Here is a 21,833-nt window from a genome sequence, read left to right as displayed (position 1 = left end):
GGTGGCTCATCCGGCTGGCCACCCCATCAGTTCGCCGTGTGCCAGCGGGCGGCCCCGGCCCCGTGCGAGAGCCGATCGGTGTCCCGGGGCGCGTCGTGCGGGCACACGGCTCACCCGGACGTGGACGCGACCCAGAACGCGCTGACGCGCGGATGAACCGGCTCCCCACCGGGGTGAACCGCGCCGGGCGGCTCCCGCCGCGCGATCACGGCGGGGCCGTGCCCCAGGGGAGCAAGTCCCCTGGGGCGCGGTGCCGGTGGAGGGTGAACCGTCGCGCGCCGCGAGGCGTCGTCGGCCCACCCGATCCGGTCGAAACCCCCTCGATTCACGAGGGGGAAGCCATCGCCGACATCTACCCGCCCTGACGCGCGTGCTCCGCGCCGAGGGCGATCGGTGCGCCCAGCCACTCGTCGCGCAGGCCGAAGGCGTCCACCAGCGTGACGGCGTAGGGACGCAGCCCCCGGCACAGGTCGTTGACCGCCTGGCTGACCGCCTTGGCCCGGGCGGTGGACAGGCGTTCGTGCTCCAGGAACCAGGCGCGCTCCTCCTCCACGACCGACAGGACGTACAGGTCGCACACCCGGTTGAGCAGCTTGGTGGTCGCCTGGTCTCCGCAGCGGTCGATCCCGGCCACGAACGCCTCCAGCACCACCCGGTCCATGTGCGCCCGCCCCGCCGCCAGGACGTGGTCCTGGGCCAGGTTGAACACCTCGAAGGCGTCGCTGCCGTCCCGACGCGCCCTGCGCAGCCGTCGCGCCAGCCCTTCGACCACGTGCCGCTCGCGGTCCTCCAGCAGCTCCAGCTGCCAGCCCCGGTTGTACAGGTCGGCCTCCTCACCGCGCCCGGGGGCGGCGGCGATCAGCCGGTCGATCAGCGGCTTGGCCGCCGTGCGCTCGATGACGCCCTCGAACACCCGGCCCGCCATGAACCGGACGAGCCCCAGCTGGTCCAGGTCGCCGAAGGACTCCCGGAAGTTGGTCAGCAGGCCCTTGGTCAGCTGCTGGAGCAGGACCGTGTTGTCGCCCTCGAACGTGGTGAAGATGTCGGAGTCGGCCTTGAGCTGCGGGATGCGGTTCTCCGCCAGGTACCCCGCGCCGCCGCACGCCTCCCGGCAGGTCTGGATGGTGCGGGTCGCGTGCCAGGTGGCCACCGCCTTGAGCCCGGCGGCCCGCGACTCCAGCTCGCGCTGGGCGTGCTCGTCGCGCTCGGGGGCGCGGGACAGCTCGTGCAGGCGGGTGACCAGCTCCTCCTGGGCGAAGTGCAGGGCGTAGGTGCGCGCCAGCGCGGGCAGGAGCTTGCGCTGGTGGGCCAGGTAGTCCAGGATCCGGACCTCGCGCTCGGGCCGGCCGTCGGCCGCGGGCCGGGTGAACTGGCGTCGGACGTCGGCGTAGCGCGTGGCGATGGCCAGGGCCGCCTTGGCGGCCGTGCCCGAACCGCCGGCCACGCTGATCCGGCCCCGGATGAGGGTGCCGAGCATGGTGAAGAAGCGCCGGTGCTCGTTGTCGATGGGGCTGGAGTAGGTGCCGTCGGCGGCGACGTCGCCGTACCGGTTGAGCAGGTTGGTGCGCGGCACCCGCACCCGGTCGAACCACAGGCGCCCGTTGTCCACCCCGTTGAGCCCGGCCTTGGCCCCGCAGTCCTCGATCCGCACGCCGGGCGCGGGGGAGCCGTCCTCGTTTCGGATCGGCACCATGAGGGCGTGCACGCCGTGGTCGGCGCCGTCCGTGCGCAGTTGGGCGAAGACCACCGCCATGCGGCCGTCGCGGGCGGCGTTGCCGATGTAGTCCTTGCGCGCCGCCTCGTCGGGGGTGTGGACCACGAACTCCTCGGTGGCGGGGTCGTAGGTGGCCGTGGTGCGCAGGTGCTGCACGTCGGAGCCGTGCCCGGTCTCGGTCATGGCGAAGCAGCCCGGCAGGTCGACGGTCATCACGTCGGGCAGGTACTCGGCGTGGTGGCGTTCGCTGCCCAGCGCCCGGATCGCCCCGCCGAACAGCCCCCACTGCACCCCCACCTTGACCATGAGGGACATGTCGGCGACGAGCATCTCGAAGGCGACGACGGAGGCCCCGATGTCGTCGCTTCCGCCGACCGCCTCCGGGAAGCCGTAGCCCGGGATCTCGGTCTTGGCCAGGGCCTTGAGCTGGGTGAGGACGCGGGCGCGGTGCTCGTCCACCGACAGTCCGTGGACGGGGGCGAACTCCTCCCCCTGGAGGAGGTCGCGGGCGCGTTCGCGGACGTTCGCCCAGCGTCCGTCCAGCAGGCCGCGCAGTTCGGCCTCGTCCACGCGTAGTGCCCGGTCGGTCATGGTCTCCCCCTGATGCTGCTCGACGGCGCGGCCACTGTCGTGCCTACCACCGCCGGGACCAGGCGTGTCGGGAACACGCCCGGGACACGGGTGTGGTGGCCCCCACGGTACGGCTGGGCGGGCCGGGGCGCCGCTTCGGGGCCGGTCAGACGGCGGTGGCCGTCTCCCGGGCGGTGGCGGTCTCGTGGACCCGGCGCAGCAGGTCGTCCAGGGACACGTCGAGCGCGGTGGCCACGGCGGCGACGGTGAAGAAGGCGGGGGTGGGGATGCGGCCGCCCTCGATCTTGCGCAGGGTCTCGACCGAGATCCCGGCCTGGCGTGCGACGTCGACCATCGTCCGGTCGGCGCGGGCGTCGCGCAGAAGGGCTCCGAGGAGGCGGCCCCGTTGGATCTGGTCGGCGGTCAGCGGTTCACGAACCATGCCGAGAGTGTAGCCCGCGCCACCGTGATCGGTATAGTAATCCCGGTATAGATATCCCACCCCAGGAGAGGAAGCCCCGTGGTCGAACTCAAGACCCCCGCGGAGATCGCCCGGATGCGCGAGGCCGGACGCGTGGTGGCGCGGGCCCTGGCCGCCGCGCGGGCCGTCGCCGCCCCCGGGCGCACCGGGTCGGACCTGGACCGCGCCGCCGCCGACGTCATCGCCGTCAGTGGGGCCGAGCCGCTCTTTCGCGGCTACCACCCGTCGTGGGCGCCCACGCCCTTCCCCGGCGTGGTGTGCCTGAGCGTCAACGACGAGATCGTGCACGGCGTCCCCACCGGGCGGGCGTTGAAGGACGGCGACCTGGTCAGCGTCGACTGCGGCGCCCGGCTGGACGGCTGGTCGTCCGACGCCGCGATCAGCTTCGTCGTCGGTGAGACCGTCGACCCCGCCGACGCGCGGCTGGTCGCCGACGCCGAGGCCGCCCTGGCCCGGGGGATCGCCGTCGCCCGTCCCGGCGCCCGGCTGGGCGACGTCGGCCACGCCGTCGGCGCCGGGGCGCGGCGTGCCGGGTACGGCCTGACCGCCGACCACGGCGGCCACGGCATCGGCCGCACCATGCACGAGGAGCCGTTCGTGCCCAACGAGGGCCGTCCGGGGCGGGGGATGGTCCTGCGCCCAGGGCTGGTGCTCGCCATCGAACCCATGCTCGTGCGCGGCGGCACCGACGCCTACGTCCACGCCGACGACGGCTGGACGGTGCGCACCGCCGACGGGTCCCGTGCCGCCCACGTCGAGCACACCGTCGCCGTCACCGGGGAGGGACCGGTGGTCCTCACGGTCCCGTGACCGGCTCCCCCGCCGAAGAAATGCATGTAAAATACATGCATGATTGCTTTGCAGATCAGAAATGTCAGAGAAGAGACCAGAGACGAGCTGGCGAGTCGCGCCAAGGAGCGGGGACAGTCACTTCAGGCTTTCCTGCTTGACCTGGTCGAGGCCGAGGCGAGGCGTTCACGCAACGCGAAGGTCCTGCGGAGTTACGGGGGGCGTGACGACGGTGTCGGAGACGGCCAGGAGGTGTCGGCCGCCGAGATCATCCGGGCCGAACGTGAGGAGCGCATGGGGCGCTACGGAACCCACGGCGGAGCGGACGGCGGCTAGTGGTCATCATCGACGCGAGTGTTCTCGTCAACGCGCTGGCGTTCGACGGAGCCACAGGGGAACGGGCTCGTGCGCTCCTTGAGGAGGAGTACGCCTGGGCCGCCCCCGAACACATGCCGACGGAGGTCTTCTCAGCGGTCCGAGGTCTCTGCCTCGGCGGGAAGATCTCCGAGGAGCGGGCGGGCAGGATCCTTGAGGACGTGGCGGAACGCATGGAGGTCGAACTGGTCGGTGTGCGTCGACTGTTTCCCCTCATGTGGGAGATGCGCGGCCATGCCACCGGATATGACGCCGCCTACGTGGCCGCGGCGCGGATGCTCGACTGCCCTCTGATCACCGGGGACATCCGTCTGGCGGAGGCGGCCGAGAAGTACTGCCGGACCGTCGCGGTCTGAGGAGAGCCGGTGCGCACCCCGTACACCCCGGGACGTGGCGCGCCTCACTCCAGGCCGGGGACGGCCAGCTCCAGGCTGCCGTCCTCGGCGTCGAGCCGCGCGGGCACCCCCAGCGGAACCGTCAACTGGGCCGCGCAGTGCCCGAACTCCAGCCCCCACAGCACCGGCACGCCCAGCGGTGTCAGCCGGTCGCGCATCAGGTCGGCGATCAACTCCAGGTCCGGCGGGCAGTCCGTCCACGTTCCCAGCGCCACCCCGGCGACCCCGTCCAGCCAACCGGTGCGCAGCAGGTGGGTCAGCATCCGGTCGATCCGCGCCGCGTTCTCCCCGACGTCCTCCAGCAGCAGGACGCCCCCCTCGGCCGACAGCCTGCTGTGCGGCGTGGCCAGTCCGTCGTTGAGCAGGCTCAGGTTCCCGCCGAAGGTCACCCCCCGGGCCCGTCCCGGCACCAGGGCGCGCGCTCCCGGGGAGGTCAGCACGGTCCGCTGCTCCGGGGTGAACAGGGTGGTGCGCAGCTCGTGCTGGGCGACCTGGTCGCCCACGAAGTACCGCGTCCCCACCACCGGCCCGTGCACCGTGGCCACCCCCAGTTCGACGGCGAAGGCCTCGTGCAGCGCGGTGATGTCGCTGAACCCCACCAGGGCCTTGGGCCGCGCGCGCCGCATCGCGGCGAAGTCGAGCAGGTCCAGGGTCCGGTGCGCCCCGTCACCGCCGCGCACGCAGAACACGGCGGCCACGTCCGGGTCGCACCACGCCTCCTGGAGGTCGGCGGCCCTCGCGGCGTCCGAGCCGGCGAGGTAGGGCAGCCGGGGGTGGAGTTCGCGGACGTGCGGCGCGAACTCCACCCGCAGCCCCCACCCGGTCAGCAGCTCCGCCGCGGCCGTCAGCTGGGCGGGCGGCACCGGACTGCACGGCGCCACCAGGCGGACCCGGTCCCCCGCGCGCAGCCGTGGCGGCCGGACCAGGGCTCCCACACCCCGCGCGCTCCGTACCGCCTCGGCCGCGGCCTCCCGGTCACCGCGTACCTCGGTCATCGTGTCCCCACCCGCTCACCGTCCGTCACCGTCGCCGTACCCGCTCCGACGCGCACCGTCCACACCGGGGTCCCACCCTCGGCGGACCCGTGCCCCTCAGGCCCGGAGGAAGGTGTCCAGGACACCCACCCCGGATCTCAGCCCCTCCAGAGGGACCCTCTCGTCCACCCCGTGCAGCAGGCCCGGGTAGTCCATACCCTCCGGCAGGCGCATCGGGGAGAAGCCGTAGCAGTCGATCCCCAACCGGGAGAACACCTTGGCGTCCGTGCCACCGGCCAGACAGACGGGGACCACGTGCGCGTCGGGGTCGTGGGCCACCAGCGCCGACCGCATCGCCCGGAACACGGCCGAGTCCAACGGGGCGGCCACCGGCGGCGAGGCGTGCTCGTACTCCCAGTCCACGCGCTCCCCGGTGAGCGCGTCCATCGTGCGCGCGAACGCCTCCTCGGCCCCCGGCAGGACCCTGCCGTCCACCCCGCCGACCGCCTCGCCCGGCACCACGTTGACCTTGTAACCGGCCGTCAGCATCGTCGGCGTCGCCGAGTTGCGCACCGTCGGAGCCACGAGCGGGACGGCCGCGTCCAGCCGGGCGACCAGGGCGTCGGCCGCGTCGTCGCCGTCGGTGTCCCCGGGCGTCCGCTCGATCTCCAACGCGGCGGTGACCGCGTCGATCGCGGCACGGGTCACCGGTGTCAGGTGCAGGGGCCAGCGGTGGGCGTCGATCCGGGCGACCGCGGCGGCCAGGGCGCCGACGGCGTTGTCCGCAGGCGGGCGGGAACCGTGTCCGGCGGTTCCGCGCGCGCGGAGTGTGAGCCAGGCGCTCCCGCGCTCGGCCGCCGCGATCGGGTAGAGCCGCACCGCACGACCTGCGGCGGTGCGCGCGTGGACCGTGTGGCCGCCGCGCTCGCCGATCCCGACGCGGCAGCCCTCGAACAGGTGCGCGTGCTCGCGCACCAGCCAGTCGGCGCCGAACGCGGCGCTGTCCTCCTCGTCGGCGACCAGGGCCAGCACGATGTCGCGTCTGGGGCGCAGACCGGTGCGGGCCCAGTGGCGGACGACGGCGGTGACCATGCCGACGGTGTGCTTCATGTCCACCGCCCCGCGCCCCCACAGCGACGGGGCCCCGGTGACCGGGCAGTCGGCGATCTCGCCCCCGAAGGGCGGGACGGACCAGTTCTCGGTGTGGGCGGGAACGACGTCCAGGTGGGCGTGGACCAGCAGGGCGGGTGCGTCCGGGTCGGTTCCGGGGACGCGCGCGACGACGTTGGACCGTCGGTGCGCGGGCTCCAGGATCTGCGGCGTCAGCCCGGCGTCGGTCAACGCCTCGGCGGCGAACTCGGCGGCGGCCCGCTCGTCACCCTCCCCGCCGCCGTGGTTGGTGGAGTCCCTGCGGACCAGCTCACGGGCCAGGCGGACGGCGTCGTCCCCCGCCGCGGCCAGGTCGTACGTCGCCTCGGAAGGGTCGCCCACGGCTGCGGCCTCGCTCTCGGCTGGGGTCGTTGGGGCCCGGTGATACGGGTGTGACTGAGGTGACCCGTGTCACGGTCTCACCGTACACAGCCGTGTCGGTCAGCGGCCCGAAGACGCTCCCGACGCCCCGGACGGTCAACCGTAGTCCTCCTCCACCGCCCGCGCGGCGAGCGTGGTCACCGCCTTGAAGCAGCGGATCATCTCGTAGGCGCTCGGCGAGGTGTAGCGGACCCGGCGCACGCCCACCCGCGTCACGCCCGGAACGACGTCGGCGGCCTGCGCCAGGTGCGCGGCGTCGAACTCCACCTCCACGATGTGGGGCCGGGGCTCCTCGGGGACGCGCCGCCCGGCGAGCGTCATGGCGGCCCGGGCCCCGGCCCGGATGTCCTCGGCCGTGCGCGCCGGGGGGAGGCAGCGCGCGGCGTAGCGGCTCACGTGCTCCTTGACCGCGACCGCCCGCGCGGACGGGGCGTAGGCCGCCGCGTCCTGGCACGCGCGGTCGTCGCCGGTGACGAGGATGACCGGCACGCCGTACTCGGCGGCCACGGCCGCGTTGAGCCGCCCCTCGCTGGCGGGTTCGCCGTCCAGCCAGACACCGGTGAGGGAGCCCGGCAGATAGGTGTGTGCGAGCACCCCCTCGTCTCCGGCGCCGCAGTGGTAGCCGAGGAAGACCACGCCGTCGCAGTCGCCGTGCTGGATCCCCTCGACCATCGACAGGTCCTTGTGGCGGCCGGTGATCATGGTGGCGCGTTCGTCCAGGCGCTCTAGGAGGAGGTTGCGCATCGTGGCGTGCGCCTCGTTGACCAGGACCTCGTCCGCGCCGCCCGCGAACAGGCCCTCGACCGCGGCGTTGACGTCGCCGGTGAACATCGCCCGGCAGCGTTGCCACTGCTCGGTCCCGGGTTCGACGTCGGCGGGCCAGGTGACGCCGGTGGCGCCCTCCATGTCGGCGGAGACGAGGATCCTCATGCGGCCGACCCTAGCGCCCCTCACCCCGGTGATCCACGGGGTGAGGGGCGGGGCCTCCGGTCGTGCCGGGGCGGGGGACCGGACACGCCGAGCACACGAGAGTGCCCCCCACTTCCGGCTCTGCCGGGAGTGGAGGGCGGTGGTCGGGGTGCCGGGGAGCTCGGGACTCCCCGACACCCGGCGCGCGATCCGGACGCGGTGCGTCCGACGCCCGCCTGCGGACCGATCTAGCGGACCCAGGGACCGTGGTGGTGGTGGCCACAGCCCTTCTTGCCGTGGAAGCCGCCGAGAAGGCCGTGGTGGCCGTGGTGGTGGTCGAAGGCCGCGGAGCAGATGCTCTGCGACCCCGCGCCGTGCGGACCGGCGAAGGTGGCGTTGGCCTCGTAGAAGCTGTCCGCCAGGGCGGCCGCCGGCACACCGAACGCGAGCGTCGGAGCCGCGACGGCGGTGAGCAGGACTCGCGAGATGGTCTTCATCGTCATGGGATCTCCCCCCTGTGTGTGAACCGGTGTGTTCGTTCCGGCTCGCTTCCGCTCGTTCGAGCGGCACGTCTACGAGTATGCGCGGAATGTGGTTGAGTATGCACAGTTTGTAACCGGATTGACGAAGTGTGCGGTGAGAAGGGGTGATTTGCGCATTGGACGGTCGGGGGAGTGGCGGCTCGGCGTCCGTTTTTTCGGGGTGGCGGCATGAAGAAGGTGCCGGGGAGACATCGCTCCCCGGCACCTGGCTCACGATCCGAACGGTGTCCGTCCGGTGCTCGCCGTCCCCTCGGCTAGTCGAGGACGCTGTTGAAGGGGCCGCGGTGGAAGTCGCGGTCGCAGCCCTTCTTGCCGTGGAAGCCGCCGAACGGACCGTGGTGGTGGTGGCCGTGGTCGAAGGCCGCGGCGCAGATGCTCTGCGAGCCGGCGCCGTGCGGACCGGCGAAGGTGGCGTTGGCCTCGTAGATGCTGTCGGCGAAGGCGGCGGCCGGCAGGCCGAGGGCCAGCGCGGGCGCGGCGACGACGGTGAGCAGGACTCGCGAGATGGACTTCGTCATGGGATCTCCCCCCTGTACGTGGATCGGTGCGTTCGCTCCGGTCCTTACCGGTCGTTCCGTCGTGGTCCGGGGTGACGGAGGCTCCTTGGCCCCCGTACCGGTCTCCGTGGCCCCGGGACGGTCCGGCCGGTCCGCTCCGTTGAGCGGCACATTCAACAGGATGCGCAGATCGTGGTGGATTATGTGCGGTTTGTAACCAGATTGACGAAGTGTGTGGCGATAAGGGGTGATTTGCGCCCTGAATGGTTGGCGCAGTGACAGCTCGGCGTCCGTTTTTTCGGGTGGCGGCATGAAGAAGGTGCCGGGGAGACATAGCTCCCCGGCACCCGGCTCGCGATCCGGACCGCGTCCGGTGCTCGCCGTTGCCCGGCCTACCAGAGCCAGGGGCCTCGGTGGTCGTCGCAGCCACGCTTGCCGAAGCCGCCGAACGGGCCGAAGCCGTGGCCACCGTCGAACGCCGCCGAACAGACGTGCGTCGAACTGGCGCCGTGCGGGCCCGCGACCGTCTGGTCGGCCTCGTAGAAGCTGTCGGCGAAGGCGGCGGCCGGCAGGCCGAACGCCAGGGTCGGTGCGGCGACGGCGGTGATCAGGACTCGCGAGATGCTCTTCATCTGGGATCTCCTCCCTGTGTGTGAACCGGCGCGACGGCACCGGTCGCTCCCGCTCGTTCGAGCGGCACGCTTACGAGGATGCGCGAAATTCATCCCGATATGAGTGCTTTGTAACCGAATTGACCGAGTATGCGGTGATATGTGTGGATTTGAAGACTGAATTGTCGGCGGAGTGACAGCTCGGCCCCTTGCGGGACCGAAGCGTTCCAACCCGCCCCGGACACGACGGCGCCCCGGGAAACCGTGGCTCCCGGGGCGCGTACACCGACGTGTCTAGGGGAGGGTGAGGATCTCCGCGCCGGAGTCGGTGATGACGAGCGTGTGCTCGAACTGGGCCGTCCACGAGCGGTCGGCCGTCACGGCGGTCCAGCCGTCGTCCCACATGTCGTACTCCACCCCGCCGAGCGTGATCATCGGCTCGATGGTGAACGTCATCCCCGGCACCATGACGGTGTCCGCGCGCGGGTCGTCGTAGTGCGGGATCACCAGTCCCGAGTGGAACTCCGGACCCACGCCGTGACCGGTGAAGTCCCGGACCACGCCGTAGCCGAACCGCTTGGCGTAGGACTCGATGACCCGACCGATGACGTTGATCCGGCGGCCCGGACGGCACGCCTTGATCGCGCGCATCGTCGCCTCGCGGGTCCGCTCGACCAGCAGACGGTTCTCCTCGGCCACGTCTCCCGCCAGGAACGTGGCGTTGGTGTCACCGTGCACGCCGTCCTTGTACGCGGTGATGTCGATGTTGACGATGTCGCCGTCGGAGATCACGGTGTCGTCGGGGATACCGTGGCAGATCACCTCGTTGAGCGAGGAGCACAGCGACTTCGGGTAGCCCTTGTACCCGAGCGTGCTCGGGTAGGCGCCGTGGTCGAGCAGGAACTCGTGGCCGATCCGGTCCAGCTCGTCCGTGGTCACCCCCGGCTCCACGTGCTTGCCGACCTCCTGGAGCGCCTGGGCGGCGATCCGCCCGGCCTCGCGCATCCGCTCGATGGTCTCGGGGGTCTGCACGTCACCGAGGACGCCCTCGACCGGACGCTTCCGCCCGACGTACTCCGGCCGGACGATGTGGGAGGGAACCGAACGTTGTGGCGAGATGCGCCCAGGAACCAGCGGGGTAGTCATGGGCACAGATTCTAGTTCGTGCCCACCACCGTCCGAGTTCGACGATCCAGGCCCGGCGGGTGTGAGGGGCACCCCACCGCGGGTAGGTGCCCGACATCCGTTCGGGACGACGGGAGGCGGGCGACGATGAGCGAGACACACACCGGCGACTGGTGGTACTGCCTGAAGCACATGCGCGTCGAACAGGGACCGGGCTGCCCCAACCGGGAACGCATGGGACCCTACGAGACCGAGGCGACGGCGGCGCGGGCGCTCGCCATCGCGGCCGAGCGCAACGAGGAGTGGGAGGCGGAGGACGAACGCTGAGCCCGGGGCGCGTGTTCCCCGGTCCGCGCCCTCTGGCAGGATCGGCGCTGGTCCCCCTCCCGGAGGGGAGGGGCGGCGCCGCGGCGCCCACGACTTTGTCACCGACCACCTCATCCGGGAGGAAGCCCGATGACCGAACCGACCATGCCCCAGGGCGTCGACATCGCGGACAGGAAGATCGCCGTCCTCGGCGGAACGGGTGACCAGGGCCGGGGCCTGGCCCGCAGGTTCGCCCTGGCCGGGCACGGCGTCATCATCGGCTCCCGCAACGCCGAGCGCGCCGCGGCCGTCGCCGCCGACCTGGTCGCAGCCGAGAAGACCGAGATCGACGTCCGGGGTCTGTCCAACGCCGAGGCGGCGGCCGCCGGTGACATCGTCATCGTCGCCGTGCCCTGGGACGGACACCGCGAGCTGCTCGCCGCCCTGGCCGACACCCTGGCGGGCAAGATCGTCGTGGACTGCGTGAACCCGCTCGGGTTCGACAAGCGCGGGCCTTTCGCGCTCGACGTCCCCGAGGGCAGCGCCGCCCAACAGGCCGCCGAGGTGCTGCCGGACAGCCGGGTGACCGCGGCCTTCCACCACGTGTCCGCCGTGGTTCTGCTCGACCCGGACGTGGACACGGTCGACCTCGACGTGCTGGTGCTGGGCGAGGACCGGGCGGCCACCGACGAGGTGCGCGCCCTGGCCGAGCGCATCCCCGGGGTGCGCGGGGTGTTCGGCGGCAGGCTCCGCAACGCCCACCAGGTCGAGGCGCTCACCGCCAACATCATCGCGGTCAACCGCCGCTACAGGACCCACGCGGGGATCCGGATCACCGGACTGTGAGGGGACGCCCCCGACCCGGGGCGGGGGCGTCCGCGCCGGGTCAGGACACCCAGTCCTTGACCCGCTCGACGAGCGCGACCGGGTCCCCGCCCACCGGGGTGACGTTGAGCCTGGTCACGCCCGCCGCGCGGAAGGCCTCCACCCGCTCGCGTACGTAGGACTCCGGGCCGACCAGGTTGGTCAGTTCGACGAACTCGTCGGGCACCGCCGCGGCGGCCTCGTCCTTGCGGCCCTCCAGGTACAGGTCCTGGATGGTCTCCGCGGCCTCCTCGTAGCCGTACCGGCGGGCCAGGGTGTTGTAGAAGTTCTTCCCCTTGGCGCCCATACCGCCCACGTACAGCGCGATCATCGGGCGGACGAGGTCGAGCAGCCGCTTGGTGTCCTCGCCCTCGCCGATGGCCAGCAGGCCGCCGGCGGAGATCTCCAACTCCCCCAGGGAGGGGTCGCGCCGGGCCCTCCCCTTGGCGAGGGCCTCACCCCAGACGGCCTCGGCCTTCTCCGGGACGAACAGGTGGGGGAGCCACCCGTCGGCGATCTCGGCGGTCATCTGGACGTTCTTCTCGCCCAGCGCGGCGACGTAGACGGGGATCTCGGGACGCACGGGGTGGTTGATGATCTTGAGCGGCTTGCCCAGGCCGGTGCCCCGGTCCGGGGGCAGCGGGAGCTGGAAGACCGCCCCGTCGTGGGTGAGAGGCTCCTCCCGCGCCCAGATCCTCCGGCAGATCTCGATCGTCTCGCGGGTACGCGCCAGGGGCTTGGTGTAGGGGACACCGTGCCACCCCTCGATCACCTGGGGGCCGCTGGCGCCCAGGCCGAGGATCGCGCGCCCGCCGGACAGGTCGTCCAGTCCGGCGGCGGTCATCGCCACCAGGCTCGGGGTACGGGTGTACAGCGGCAGGATGGCGGAGCCGATCGACACCGTCTCGGTGCGGGCCGCGATGTAACCCATCAGCGTGGGGCTGTCGAACCCGTACGCCTCGGCCACCCACACGGTGTCCAGGCCGGCCTTCTCCAGTTCGACCACCTGGTCCACGGCGGCCTTGGGCTCGCCCGCGTACTGGAGCGGCATCGAGATGCGCATCTGTCCTCCCGGCGGGCCGGTCCCGGCCCGTGTCGGTGCTGGGTACGCAGCGACTGTACTACCGAGTACCGTTCGGAAAGTAGCCCGGAGCACACCCTGCCGGGTCCGGACCCGGACACGGCACCGCCGGCCGGGGCGGATGTCCCGACCGGCGGCGTGGGGCCGGGGCGGACCCGGCTCCGGTCAGCCGGCGTAGGAGTGGCGCTCCTCGGGGAAGGCGCCGCCCACGACCTCGTCCGCGAAGTCGGACGCGGCCTCACGCAGCGTGTCGGCGAGGCTGGCGTAGGTCTTGACGAACTTGGCCACCTTGGGGCTGAGCCCGGCCATGTCCTGCCAGACCAGCACCTGGGCGTCCGTGGACGGACCCGCGCCGATACCGATGGTCGGGATGCTCAGCTGCTCGGTGATCTGGGCGGCCAGGTCGGCGGGGACGCACTCCAGAACGACGGAGAACGCGCCCGCGCGCTCCAGCTCCTTGGCGTCCTTGAGCAGCCCGGCTGCGGCCTCCCCGCGCCCCTGGACCCGGTAACCGCCGAGGGTGTTCACCGACTGCGGGGTCAGGCCGAGGTGGCCCATCACGGGGATCCCGGCCGAGACGAGCAGCTCCACCTGGGGGGAGACCGCGTGGCCTCCCTCCAGCTTCACCGCCTGGGCCCGGCCCTCCTTCATGAAGCGGGTCGCCGCCTCCAGCGCCTGCTGGGGCGACCCCTGGTAGGCCCCGAAGGGCAGGTCGGCCACGACCATGGCCCGCCGGGTGGAGCGGGACACGGCGGCGGTCAGCGGAACCAGTTCGTCCATGGTCACCGGCACCGTGGTGTCGTAGCCGTAGACGACGTTGGCGGCGGAGTCGCCGACGAGCAGGACGGGAATCCCCGCCTCGTCGAAGATCCGGGAGGTGAGGGCATCGTAGGCGGTCAGCATCGGCCAGCGCTCGCCGCGCTTCTTGGCCGCGGCCAGGTCGCGGACGGTGACGCGTCGGCTGGTGACCCCGCCGTACAGGGTCTTCCCGTCGGAGGGGGTCTTGGTCGAGGTGGTCATGGTGTGTCTTCCTCCGTTGTCTCGAAGCACCGTGTGGTGTCCCCGGACGTGTGGATGAGATCGTCCCGCGCGGGCGCGCGGGGAGGCCCCGGGGGGCCGGGCGGTCCCGGGCGGGACCGTACCTGCGCGGCAACGGGGAGCCGCACCACCGTTCGGTGCGCGACCGGTACCGCACGCCAGCATCATCGCATGCCGCCGTTACGCCGTATTCCTCGGGATACAACCGGTTCGCGTCGTGGGATCATTCCCTGGAACCCTGGCACGGAGGTGGGATGTTGGACTCGCGGACGGCGTACCGGCGTAGGTGGGGCGCGCTCGCCGTGCTCATCATCTGTCTGTTGGTGATCGTCGCCGACAACACGATCCTCAACGTCGCGCTGCGCACGCTGTCGGACCCCGAGGCCGGAGTGGGGGCCAGCCAGTCGGAGCTGGCGTGGGCGATCAACTCCTACACGCTGGTGTTCGCCGGCCTGCTGTTCACCTTCGGGGTGCTGGGGGACCGGTGGGGACGTCGCCGCCTGTTGGTCTGCGGCCTGGTGGTGTTCGGCGCCTCGTCGGCGGCCTCGGCCTACTCCGGCTCGCCCGAGCAGCTCATCCTCGCCCGCGCGGCCATGGGCCTGGGCGCGTCCATGGTGATGCCGCAGACGCTGTCGATCATCACCCACGTGTTCCCGCCCGAGCAGCGTGGCCGGGCGATCGGGATCTGGGCGGGCTCGGTGGGCCTGGCCCTGGCGATCGGACCGACGGCGGGCGGCCTGCTGCTGGTGAACTTCTGGTGGGGGTCGATCTTCCTCATCAACGTGCCGTTCGTCCTGCTGGGGCTCGCCCTGGTGTTCCTCCTCATCCCGGAGTCGCGGGACCCCGACCCCGGGCGGCCGGACGTGCTGGGCGTACTGCTGTCCGTCCCCGGACTGGTGCTGCTCATCTACGGCATCATCACCGCGGGGGAGCGGGCGTCCCTGACCGACGTGGACGTGTACGGCGCGCTCGTCGCGGGGGCGGCCCTGATCGGGCTCTTCCTCCTGCACGAGTCGCGTACGCCCGACCCGTCACTGGACGTCCGCTTCTTCCGCGAGCCCCGGTTCAGCGTCGCCATGGCCATCATCATGGTGCTGTTCTTCAGCATGGCCGGGATCATCTTCTTCCTGAGCTTCTACTGGCAGAGCGTGCGCGGGTTCACGCCGTTCGTCGCCGGGATGCTGGTGCTGCCCTCCGCCGTGGGGCAGATGATCATGGCGCCGCTCAGCCCCACGCTCGTGCGCTGGGCGGGGCCGCGCAGGGTCGCGGCGGCGGGTGTCCTGGTGGCCTGCGGAAGCTTCCTGTTCTTCAGCCAGCTCAGCCAGGACACGCCGGTGCCGCTCATCCTGGTGGTCTTCTTCCTCCAGGCCGCGGCGATGGCGGGTGTGCTGACCCCCGCCACGGACGCGATCATGTCCGCGGTCCCGCCGGAGCGGGCCGGCGCGGCCTCCGCGGTGCAGAACACGGTCCGCCAGGTCGCCACCGCGATGGGGGTGGCGACCCTGGGGGCGGTGCTCTCCACCCGCTACCGCGCGGAGGTCGGTCCGGCCCTCGACGCGTTCGCGGAGGGGGAGGGGGCCTCCCGGGTCGGTTCGGAGGAGCTGCACGCGGCGGGGGAGTCGATCGAGGGCACCCTGGCGGTGGCCCGGAGCGTCGGAGAGGGCGGGCGTCAACTCGTGGCCCCGGCCAAGGAGGCGTTCATGTCGGGGCTGCACCTGGCCGCCCTCATCTCGCTGGGGATCAGTCTGCTCGGCCTGGTCGTCGTCCTCGTCTGGATGCCGCGTGAGGCGGGGCGGCACCAGCCCGCCGAGGGGCAGCAGGCGGTGGCGGGCGGTGACCGCCGCGAGGAGGAGACCTCCGGCTGATCCGGTCGGGGCGGGGCCCGGCTACCGTGGGAGCATGCGTCTGACCGCCTTCACCGACGTCTCCCTGCGGCTGGTCATGCGGCTCGCGGTGGCGGGGGAGGGCGAACTCCTCACCACCCGGACCGCCGCGGGCATGCTCGCCGTGCCCTACACCCACATGGCCAAGGCCGTGGCCCGCCTGTCCGAGATGGGGCTGGTGGAGGCCCGCCGGGGCCGGGGCGGCGGCCTGCTGCTGACCGACCGGGGGCGCCGTGTGTCGGTGGGGGAGATCGTCCGGGAACTGGAGGGGGACGGGGACCTCGCGGGCTGCGAGGACGATCCGCCCTGCCCGCTGCGGGCGGCCTGCCGCCTGCGCGCCGCGCTGCGCGAGGCGCGGGGGGCCTTCTACTCGTCCCTGGACGCCGTGACCGTGGAGTCCCTCGTGGCGCAGCCGACCCACGATGTCCTGACCCTGTTGTCCGGACCGGACAAACCGCTCTGACCAGCTGATCTTCGTCTTCTCCGCCCCCGGTGCGGGAGACCGTTCCGGCGGATTTAATATGCATTTCAGATACCAATTATCTGTCCCGGGAGACCCTGTTCCCGGGTGAGGGAGGACGCATGCTCTCCACCGAGTCAGCGGCGACGGTGCGGGCCACGATCCCGGCCGTCGCCGGAGCGCTGGACGCCATCACCGCCCGCTTCTACGAGACGATGCTCAGCGAGCGGCCCGAACTCCTCGACGGCCTGTTCAACCGCGGCAACCAGGCCTCCGGCGAACAGCGCCGGGCGTTGGCCGGGTCCATCGCCGCCTTCGCCACCGCCCTGCTGGAACACCCCGACGAGCGGCCGGACGCCCTGCTCTCCCGGATCGCGCACAAGCACGCCTCCCTCGGCGTCACCGAGGACCAGTACGTGATCGTGCACAAGTACCTCTTCTCCGCCATCGCCCACGTCCTGGGCGAGGCCGCCACCCCCGACGTGGTCGCCGCCTGGGACGAGGTCTACTGGCTGATGGCCGGCGCCCTCATCGCCCTGGAGTCCCGCCTGTACGCGGAGGGCGGCCGCGCCGGAGGGGACGTCTGGCGTCCCTGGCGCGTGGTCGGACGGCACGCGCAGACCCCCGACACGGCCTCCCTCACCCTCGAACCGGAGGGCGACGACCCCGCCCCGGAGTTCCGACCGGGCCAGTACGTGAGCGTGCGGGTGCGCCTGGCCGACGGCGTCCGCCAAGCGCGGCAGTACTCCCTGACCGGCGCGGACGGACGGCGGCGCCGGATCACCGTCAAGCGGCTGCGCGCGGGGGAGGGGCCCGAGGGGGAGGTCTCCGCGTTCCTGCACGACACCCTCCGACTCGGGGACACCCTGGAGGTGTCCGCCCCCGCAGGAGACGTCGTCCTCGGCGCGGGGAACCGCCCGGTCGTGCTGGCCTCCGCCGGGATCGGCTGCACCCCCCTGGTGGCGATGCTGCACCACCTCGCGGAACGGGGCGGCGACCGCCGCGTGCTCGTCCTGCACGCCGACCGCTCACCGCGGGACCACGCGCACCGCGAGGAGACGGAGGCCCTCGTCGCCCGGATCCCCGGAGCCGAGCACCACGTGTGGTACGAGACCGGTGACGGGGAGGGGACCGCGCACCGGGGACGCATGGACCTGGACGGGATCACCCTTCCCGAGGACTGCGAGGTCTACCTGTGCGGTCCGCTGCCGTTCATGCGCGACGTGCGCGCGCGGATGCTGGCGGCCGGAGTCCCGGCCCGGGACGTCCACTACGAGGTGTTCGGCCCCGACCTGTGGCTGGGCGCCGACTGAGTCCCCCGGGGGCGGAGGCGGCCCGGCCCCGGGCCGCCTCCGCCCCCGGCACTCCGTACCGCGCCACCGACGCACCCGCCATACTGGGCGGCATGGTGGACCAGGAGCACCCCCCGGCCCTCGTGGGCAGAGACGACCACCTCGCCCGGCTCGCCGACGACGCACACCGCGCCCGCGAGGACGGCGCCCGCGCGGTGCTGCTCCGCGGAGACGCGGGGGTCGGCAAGACCCGGCTCATCGACGAGTACCTGCGCCGCACCCCGCTGGCCCGCACCGCCGTGGGCGGCTGCCTCGAACTGGGCACGGACGGCGTCCCCTTCGCCCCCTTCACGGCGCTGATCCGCCACCTCGCCCGCGGGGAGGGCGCCCCGCCGTCCGCCGAGCACGCCCGCGAGCTGTCCCGGCTGGTCCCCGAGCTCGGCGCCCGGCCCGACCCCGCCGACGAGAGCCGGGCCCGGCTCTTCGAGTCCGTCCTGACCTTCCTGGAGGAGCGCGCCGAGCCGGACGGCCTCGTCGTGGTCGTCGAGGACCTGCACTGGTCCGACGCCTCCACCCGCGACCTGCTCGTCTTCCTGCTGCGCAACCTGGGCGCGGTCCCCCTCCACCTGCTGGTGAGCGTGCGCACCGACGACCTGCACCGCGCCCACCCGCTGCGCCGCCTGCTCCCCGAACTTCAGCGCCTGCCCCGGGTCGGGCGGCTCGACGTCGGCCCCCTCACCCGCGACGAGGTCGCCGCCCAGGCGGCCGGGCTGCGCGGCCGCGCGCTCGCCCCCGACGACGTCGACCTGCTCTACGAGCGCAGCGGCGGCAACCCGCTCTTCGTCGAGTCCCTCCTCGCCGCCCCCGACCCGATCGGGGGCGGCCTCCCGGACGGACCCCGCGACCTGCTCCTGGCCACGGTCGAGACGCTGCCCGACACCGCCCGCCGGGTGCTGGGCCTGGCCGCCGCGGCGGGCGAACACGTCGAGCACACCGTCCTGGCCGCGGTGGCGCGGCGCGCGGGCACCGCCGAGGAGGAACTCGACCAGGCCCTGCGGCAGGCCACCGACGTCCAGGTGCTCCGACCGACCGCGACCGGCTACTCCTTCCGCCACGCCCTGCTCGCCGAGGCCGTCTACACCGACCTGCTGCCCGGCGAGCGCGTCCGCGCCCACCGCCGCTACACCGAGGCGCTCGAACGGGCCGTTCCGGGACTGTCCGAGAGGGAGAGGGCGATCCAGCTCGCCCACCACGCCCACGAGGCGCGTGACCAGCCGCTGGCGCTCACCTCGGCCTGGCGGGCCGCCGACCACGCGGCCGACGCCGCCGCCTACCCCGAACACCTGCTGCTGCTCGAACGCGTCCTGGAGCTGTGGGACCGGGTCCCCGACGCCGCCGCGCGCATCGGTCAGCCGCGCGGTGAGGTGCTGCGCCGGGCCGCCGAGGTGTCCCTCGTCGCCGGTTCGCTGCGCCGGGCCGTCGCCCACGCCACCGACGGCCTGCGCGAACTCGGAGTCGACGGCCACCACGACCCCCAGGGGCCCCGTCCGGCCGAGGGGGAGCTCATCAGCGGGCTCCGGCACGTCCGCGCCCAGGCCCTGAAGGAACTGGGGCGGGACGGCGCTCTGGAGGACCTGGCCGACGCGTTCGTCGTCCTGCCGGACGGACACCCGGGGCGTGCCGCGATCGGAGCCACCTTCGCCGCCACGCTGATGATGCGCGGGCACGCCGACCAGGCACGACGATCCGCCGCTCGTGCGCTGTCCCTGGCCCGGGACGTGGGCGACCGGCGCAGCGAGGCGGACGCGCTGATCACACTCGGCTGTGTCACGAGATTCGACGACCGTGGCGGTGGCCTCGACCTGCTGGACCGGGGCATCGCGCTCGCCCGCGAGCACGGGTTCGTCATGGTGGAGCTGCGGGGGCTGGTCAACAGGGGCGGCGCGCTCAAACACCTGGGGCGGACGGAGGACTCCTTCGCCAACGCGGTCGAGGGGTTACGGCGCTGCGAGGAGGCGGGACTGGCGCGCACCCAGAGCGGACCGTTCTTCTACGCGATGGCGGCGCTTCACCTGTCCCAGGGGCGGCTGGACGAGGTGGAGCCGTTCCTGGACCGGATCACCGGTGACTCCGTCGTCCAGGCCAGGGCGTTGACCGTGGCGATGGAACTCGCCTTCCACCGCTGGGACGTGGACCGGCTGCGCGCGGCCATGTCCGAGTTCCGGCGGTTGCTCCCCGAGAACAGCAGTTCGCCGACCGAGTACCTGCCGTTCCACCTGGCCACGGTGCGGCTCGCCGTCCATGAGGGACGCCCGGCGGAGGCGTTCGACCTCGCCAGGGATCTCCTGGACCGGGCGGTGGCCGGTCTGTGGCGGCTTCCGGAGGACCTCTACGCGGTCTCGCTTCCGTCCCTGGCGGAGTTCGCGATCGTCCTCGCCGAGGAGCCGGACCGGAGGGAGGCGGCGCTGGAGTTGCGCGCCCGGGTGCGCGAGGCCCTCGACCAGTTGCGGTCGGCGGCGGACCACCCCGGTCGGCGTCAGGTCGTCCAGCACCTGACGGGCCTGGTCGCCCAGGACCCCGAGGAGGCCCTGGCCGCCAGTGAGGCAGCTCTGCTTCTGGCCCGGGACCAGGGCCGAACGGTCATCCACGCCGAGATCCTGCTGACGGCCGCACGGGCCGCCCTGCGCGTGGGCGACCGCGACCGTGCCGCCGCCCACCTCGCCGAGGCGGACGCGGCGGCGGCACGGCACGGTCTCGCCTTCATCTGCCGTCAGGCGGCCCTGCTGCGGGTCCGCCACGGGCTGGCGGAGGAGGCACCGCCCGCCCTGGAAGCCGCCCCCGAGGCCGCCCGGACGCGTTCGCCCGCCGGGCTCACCCGACGTGAGACCGAGGTGCTCGCCGAGGTCGCCAAGGGCCGTACCAACCGGGAGATCGGCCAGGCGCTGTCCATCTCGGCGAAGACGGTGAGCGTGCACCTGACCAACCTCATGGCCAAGCTCGGGGTGTCCAACCGCAACGCGGCCGCCGTGCGCGCCCGCGACCTCGGTCTCGGCTGACCCCGTGCGCCGCCGGGGCGGTGGCCGACACCGCTCACGCGGTTCCGGCGGCCCGACCGGCGGCGCGGCCGATCCGCGCCAGTGCGGCCTCGACGTCGATCGCCTCGCGGGGCCGGTTGTAGGGCAGCTTCGTGAGCAGCGTGCCCATCGCGCAGGTGTCGGAGAGGGCCGCGAAGGTGAGCCCGGCGCCGATGAAGGCGGCGATCCACACGGCCGGGGGCCACCACAGGCTGGCGACCACGGAGGTCAGGACGATGCTCCCGGCGACCAGGCGGACCTGCCGCTCCAGGGCCCAACGTTCGCGACCGCGGACGACTGGGGCGCCCGCCGCGGTCCAGGCGGCCATGCCTCCGCTCAGGACCACGGCGTCGGTGCGCCCGGTCCCGGCGAGAACGGCGCGGCACCGCTCGGCGCGCGCCCCCGACTGGCAGACGAGGACCAGGCGTCCGCGGGCGGCCGTGACCCGATCCAGGTGGCGTTGGACCAGCTCCAGGGGCAGGTTGACGGATCCGGCGATGTGGGCGCTCTCGTACTCGGCCGGGGTGCGCACGTCGAGGAGCAGGGCGTCGGGTTCGGTGTCGACCAGGGCACGCGCCGACGCGACGTCGAGGGTGTCGGTCATGGGGTTCTCCAGGTCGGTGGGGTGTGGGGCAGGTCCGGGGCGGGAGAGGACGGCTCCCGTTCCGGAGGATGGATACAGGGGGGAGTGTGTGACGGGTGGGTGCGCGCCGCCCCTCCCTCGGTCAGGCGGCCACGAGTCGATAGCCGTTGTACCCACCGATCGGGTCGGACACGTCCCGGCGGGCGTGCGAACTCGGGCGGTGGGCGGCGACACCACGCACGCCCGGCGGTGTCGCGCACGGCGACCGCAGCGGCCGGTGCTCCCGCCTCCGTCGAGGCAGGAGGCCCGGGGGCGGCCCGGGTGGTCCCGGGCGAGGGCGCGGCGCCTCCTTCACGGTCATACACACCCGGGGGTGTATGCGGAAGGCAGGCGCACGCCGCGACACGTGAGAAGCAGGGGGTGGTGTCCGCCTCCGCGGACACCGGCCGGGGCGCTCCCGCCCGTCAGGCGAGGGCCAGGAAGAGCCGCTCCAGTTCCTTCTCGGTCATGGGCGGTTCCTCGCCGCGCTCGCGCGCGGCGTTGCAGTGGCGCATGCCCGTGGCCACGATCTTGAACCCGGCCCGGTCCAGCGCCTTGGACACCGCGGCGAGCTGCTGCAACACGTCGACGCAGTCCTCGCCCTCCTCGATCATCGAGATCACTCCGGTCAGCTGCCCCTGTGCGCGCCGCAGCCGGGTGAGGGCGTCCTTGATCATCTCTGGCTTGAGTTCCACTCTGGA

At 72.9% G+C, this 21,833-nt stretch carries 22 protein-coding genes; 9 read left to right on the top strand and 13 right to left on the bottom strand.

Annotation, left to right across the window (positions count from 1 at the left end; translation table 11 throughout):
- Positions 1-352: 352 nt before the first annotated feature.
- Positions 353-2,305, bottom strand: a complete 1,953-nt coding sequence (locus DVR05_RS04140) for an acyl-CoA dehydrogenase (RefSeq protein ID WP_116244465.1) — start codon at positions 2,303-2,305, stop codon at positions 353-355.
- A 145-nt stretch (positions 2,306-2,450) separates the two neighbouring features.
- Positions 2,451-2,726 carry a helix-turn-helix domain-containing protein gene (locus tag DVR05_RS04135; protein WP_116244464.1) on the bottom strand — a complete coding sequence of 92 codons (276 nt, stop codon included), beginning with the start codon at positions 2,724-2,726 and terminating at the stop codon, positions 2,451-2,453.
- Positions 2,727-2,804: 78 nt separating this feature from the next.
- Here DVR05_RS04135 and map (DVR05_RS04130) point away from each other — a divergent pair, with 78 nt between their 5' ends.
- Genes map (DVR05_RS04130) through DVR05_RS04120 form a run of 3 tightly spaced genes read left to right on the top strand, consistent with a single transcriptional unit; the run spans position 2,805 to position 4,285 of the window.
- Positions 2,805-3,575, top strand: a complete 771-nt coding sequence (map, locus tag DVR05_RS04130) for a type I methionyl aminopeptidase (RefSeq protein ID WP_116244463.1) — start codon at positions 2,805-2,807, stop codon at positions 3,573-3,575.
- A 39-nt stretch (positions 3,576-3,614) separates the two neighbouring features.
- Positions 3,615-3,890 carry a hypothetical protein gene (locus tag DVR05_RS04125; protein WP_116244462.1) on the top strand — a complete coding sequence of 92 codons (276 nt, stop codon included), beginning with the start codon at positions 3,615-3,617 and terminating at the stop codon, positions 3,888-3,890.
- A complete protein-coding gene (locus DVR05_RS04120) occupies positions 3,890-4,285 on the top strand; it encodes a type II toxin-antitoxin system VapC family toxin (protein ID WP_116244461.1) in 396 nt (131 codons plus the stop codon). Before DVR05_RS04125 ends, DVR05_RS04120 begins: the two co-directional genes overlap by 1 nt.
- A 44-nt stretch (positions 4,286-4,329) precedes the next feature.
- Here the strand turns inward: DVR05_RS04120 and DVR05_RS04115 are convergent, their stop codons facing one another.
- From DVR05_RS04115 to map (DVR05_RS04085), 7 genes are all read right to left on the bottom strand, one after another.
- Positions 4,330-5,319: an LD-carboxypeptidase gene (locus DVR05_RS04115; protein WP_116244460.1), complete on the bottom strand. Its 990-nt coding sequence runs from the start codon at positions 5,317-5,319 to the stop codon at positions 4,330-4,332.
- 96 nt (positions 5,320-5,415) lie between these two features.
- Positions 5,416-6,789: a M20/M25/M40 family metallo-hydrolase gene (locus DVR05_RS04110; protein ID WP_116244459.1), complete on the bottom strand. Its 1,374-nt coding sequence runs from the start codon at positions 6,787-6,789 to the stop codon at positions 5,416-5,418.
- 135 nt (positions 6,790-6,924) lie between these two features.
- The gene (locus DVR05_RS04105; protein ID WP_116244458.1) at positions 6,925-7,758 is read right to left on the bottom strand and encodes a M55 family metallopeptidase; all 834 of its coding nucleotides are present in this window, start codon (positions 7,756-7,758) and stop codon (positions 6,925-6,927) included.
- 227 nt (positions 7,759-7,985) lie between these two features.
- The gene (locus tag DVR05_RS04100) at positions 7,986-8,240 is read right to left on the bottom strand and encodes a hypothetical protein (RefSeq protein WP_116244457.1); all 255 of its coding nucleotides are present in this window, start codon (positions 8,238-8,240) and stop codon (positions 7,986-7,988) included.
- Positions 8,241-8,533: 293 nt separating this feature from the next.
- Positions 8,534-8,797, bottom strand: coding sequence for a hypothetical protein (locus DVR05_RS04095; protein ID WP_116244456.1), 264 nt, complete (start codon positions 8,795-8,797; stop codon positions 8,534-8,536).
- Positions 8,798-9,168: 371 nt separating this feature from the next.
- On the bottom strand, positions 9,169-9,408 hold the full coding sequence (locus DVR05_RS04090) for a hypothetical protein (RefSeq protein WP_116244455.1): 240 nt from the start codon (positions 9,406-9,408) through the stop codon (positions 9,169-9,171).
- A 273-nt stretch (positions 9,409-9,681) separates the two neighbouring features.
- A complete protein-coding gene (gene map, locus DVR05_RS04085) occupies positions 9,682-10,533 on the bottom strand; it encodes a type I methionyl aminopeptidase (RefSeq protein ID WP_116244454.1) in 852 nt (283 codons plus the stop codon).
- Between the two features lie 126 nt (positions 10,534-10,659).
- Between map (DVR05_RS04085) and DVR05_RS04080 the strand changes: the two genes are divergently transcribed.
- Positions 10,660-10,839 carry a hypothetical protein gene (locus DVR05_RS04080; protein ID WP_116244453.1) on the top strand — a complete coding sequence of 60 codons (180 nt, stop codon included), beginning with the start codon at positions 10,660-10,662 and terminating at the stop codon, positions 10,837-10,839.
- A 129-nt stretch (positions 10,840-10,968) separates the two neighbouring features.
- Positions 10,969-11,664 (top strand): NADPH-dependent F420 reductase, encoded by a 696-nt coding sequence (npdG, locus tag DVR05_RS04075; RefSeq protein ID WP_116244452.1) that lies wholly within the window; start codon positions 10,969-10,971, stop codon positions 11,662-11,664.
- Between the two features lie 40 nt (positions 11,665-11,704).
- On the opposite strand, the gene DVR05_RS04070 is transcribed toward npdG, so the two are convergent.
- Together DVR05_RS04070 and panB are read right to left on the bottom strand one after the other, a co-directional pair.
- Positions 11,705-12,745 carry an LLM class F420-dependent oxidoreductase gene (locus DVR05_RS04070; protein ID WP_116244451.1) on the bottom strand — a complete coding sequence of 347 codons (1,041 nt, stop codon included), beginning with the start codon at positions 12,743-12,745 and terminating at the stop codon, positions 11,705-11,707.
- Positions 12,746-12,928: 183 nt separating this feature from the next.
- A complete protein-coding gene (gene panB, locus DVR05_RS04065) occupies positions 12,929-13,783 on the bottom strand; it encodes a 3-methyl-2-oxobutanoate hydroxymethyltransferase (protein ID WP_116244450.1) in 855 nt (284 codons plus the stop codon).
- 272 nt (positions 13,784-14,055) lie between these two features.
- Between panB and DVR05_RS04060 the strand changes: the two genes are divergently transcribed.
- From DVR05_RS04060 to DVR05_RS04045, 4 genes are all read left to right on the top strand, one after another.
- Positions 14,056-15,666, top strand: a complete 1,611-nt coding sequence (locus DVR05_RS04060; protein WP_116244449.1) for an MFS transporter — start codon at positions 14,056-14,058, stop codon at positions 15,664-15,666.
- Positions 15,667-15,700: 34 nt separating this feature from the next.
- On the top strand, positions 15,701-16,147 hold the full coding sequence (locus DVR05_RS04055; protein WP_116244448.1) for an Rrf2 family transcriptional regulator: 447 nt from the start codon (positions 15,701-15,703) through the stop codon (positions 16,145-16,147).
- Positions 16,148-16,266: 119 nt separating this feature from the next.
- Positions 16,267-17,457, top strand: a complete 1,191-nt coding sequence (locus DVR05_RS04050) for a globin domain-containing protein (protein WP_116244447.1) — start codon at positions 16,267-16,269, stop codon at positions 17,455-17,457.
- 92 nt (positions 17,458-17,549) lie between these two features.
- Entirely contained in the window at positions 17,550-20,492 is a 2,943-nt protein-coding gene (locus DVR05_RS04045) for an AAA family ATPase (RefSeq protein ID WP_116244446.1), read from the top strand.
- 34 nt (positions 20,493-20,526) lie between these two features.
- Here DVR05_RS04045 and DVR05_RS04040 read toward each other — a convergent pair whose 3' ends face one another.
- Positions 20,527-21,114, bottom strand: coding sequence for a rhodanese-like domain-containing protein (locus tag DVR05_RS04040; protein WP_116244445.1), 588 nt, complete (start codon positions 21,112-21,114; stop codon positions 20,527-20,529).
- 443 nt (positions 21,115-21,557) lie between these two features.
- Complete coding sequence (locus DVR05_RS04035; protein ID WP_198659041.1) at positions 21,558-21,809, bottom strand: metal-sensitive transcriptional regulator; 252 nt, start codon at positions 21,807-21,809, stop codon at positions 21,558-21,560.
- Between the last annotated feature and the right edge of the window lie 24 nt (positions 21,810-21,833).

Origin of the sequence: Nocardiopsis sp. FIRDI 009 (assembly GCF_003386285.1) — a bacterium.
In the GTDB taxonomy this organism is placed as follows: domain Bacteria; phylum Actinomycetota; class Actinomycetes; order Streptosporangiales; family Streptosporangiaceae; genus Nocardiopsis.
The sequence above is the reverse complement of the archived record's forward strand: the minus strand, read 5'-3'. Positions and strand labels throughout refer to the sequence as shown.